Here is a 2056-nt window from a genome sequence, read left to right on the forward strand (position 1 = left end):
CGACGAGCGCGACAACGGCCGCCGTCGCCGTCGCCGCCGGGGCGCTCCCGCCGAGGAGACCCGCGCCGTCGAGGAGAAGCCGGAGCCCGTCGAGGAGCCCGCCGAGGACGAGGCCGACGACTCCGACGACGCCGAGGGCTCGGACGACTCCGGTTCGCGCCGCCGTCGCCGCCGGGGTGGCCGTCGCCGCCGCCGTGGTGACGCCTACGACGGTGACGACAACGGCGAGGGCACCGAGGACGGCGAGTCCGGCGAGCTGGCCGCCGAGCAGGCGGAGCAGGACGCCGAGGACACCGCCGAGCAGGAGGAAGAGGACGCCGAGGACGCCGAGGAGGCGCGGGGCGAGGAGTCCGGTGGCTCCAGCTCCAGCCGTCGCCGCCGTCGCCGCCGCCGTCGCGCCGGTGACTCCGGTGGCGAGGCCGAGCCGGCGTCCACCGACGACCCCGAGCGCACCGTCGTCAAGGTCCGCGAGCCCCGCAAGGCCGCCGAGCCGTCCGACGAGGTCCAGTCCATCAAGGGCTCGACCCGTCTGGAGGCCAAGAAGCAGCGCCGCCGCGAGGGCCGCGAGCAGGGCCGCCGCCGCGTGCCGATCATCACCGAGGCCGAGTTCCTGGCCCGCCGCGAGGCCGTCGAGCGCGTGATGGTCGTGCGCCAGCACGGCGAGCGCACCCAGATCGGCGTCCTGGAGGACGGAGTGCTCGTCGAGCACTACGTCAACAAGGAGCAGGCCACCTCGTACGTCGGCAACGTCTACCTGGGCAAGGTCCAGAACGTGCTGCCGTCCATGGAGGCCGCCTTCATCGACATCGGCAAGGGCCGCAACGCCGTCCTGTACGCCGGTGAGGTCAACTTCGAGGCGCTCGGCATGGCCAACGGGCCGCGCCGCATCGAGTCCGCCCTCAAGTCCGGCCAGCCGGTCCTGGTCCAGGTGACCAAGGACCCGATCGGCCACAAGGGCGCCCGTCTCACCAGCCAGGTCTCCCTGCCGGGCCGCTACCTCGTGTACGTCCCCGAGGGCTCGATGACCGGCATCAGCCGCAAGCTGCCCGACACCGAGCGGGCCCGGCTGAAGACCATCCTCAAGAAGATCGTCCCCGAGGACGCGGGCGTCATCGTGCGCACCGCCGCCGAGGGCGCGAGCGAGGACGAGCTGCGCCGTGACGTCGAGCGGCTCCAGGCGCAGTGGGAGGAGATCAAGAAGAAGGCGAAGACGGGCAACGCCCCGGCGCTGCTGTACGGCGAGCCGGACATGACCGTCCGCGTCGTCCGCGACATCTTCAACGAGGACTTCTCCAAGGTCATCGTCAGCGGTGACGAGGCCTGGTCGACCATCCACGGCTACGTCTCCCACGTCGCCCCCGACCTCACCGACCGGCTCCAGAAGTGGACCGGCGAGGTCGACGTCTTCGCCACGTACCGGATCGACGAGCAGCTCGCCAAGGCGCTGGACCGCAAGGTCTGGCTGCCCAGCGGCGGTTCGCTGGTGATCGACCGGACCGAGGCGATGGTCGTGGTCGACGTCAACACCGGCAAGTTCACCGGCCAGGGCGGCAACCTGGAGGAGACGGTCACCAGGAACAACCTGGAGGCGGCCGAGGAGATCGTGCGCCAGCTCCGGCTGCGCGACCTCGGCGGCATCATCGTGATCGACTTCATCGACATGGTGCTGGAGTCCAACCGGGACCTGGTGCTGCGCCGCCTGCTGGAGTGCCTGGGCCGGGACCGGACCAAGCACCAGGTGGCCGAGGTGACCTCGCTGGGCCTGGTGCAGATGACCCGCAAGCGGGTCGGCCAGGGCCTGCTGGAGTCCTTCTCCGAGACCTGCGTCCACTGCAACGGCCGCGGTGTCATCGTGCACATGGAGCAGCCCACCTCCGTCGGTGGCGGCGGTGGCGGCAAGCGCAAGAAGCGCGGCCGCGGCGACGGTCAGGTCCACGAGCACGAGACCGCCGCGCCGGTGGAGACCGAGACGGTCGCCGAGGTGGCCGCCGAGGCCGCCGAGCCGGTCGCGCTGCCCGCGCCGGACTTCACCCCGGACGAGGAGCTGTACAGCTCC

The 2056-nt window shown here is 71.7% G+C and carries 1 protein-coding gene; it reads left to right on the top strand.

All coding sequences use genetic code 11. From position 1 onward, the window contains the following. Nucleotides 1–2056: Rne/Rng family ribonuclease (locus GT030_RS02120; protein ID WP_161199549.1), on the top strand; the 2056-nt coding region annotated here is incomplete at both ends.

It is taken from the genome of Streptomyces sp. SID1328 (assembly GCF_009865595.1).
In the GTDB taxonomy this organism is placed as follows: Bacteria; Actinomycetota; Actinomycetes; order Streptomycetales; family Streptomycetaceae; genus Streptomyces; species Streptomyces griseoluteus.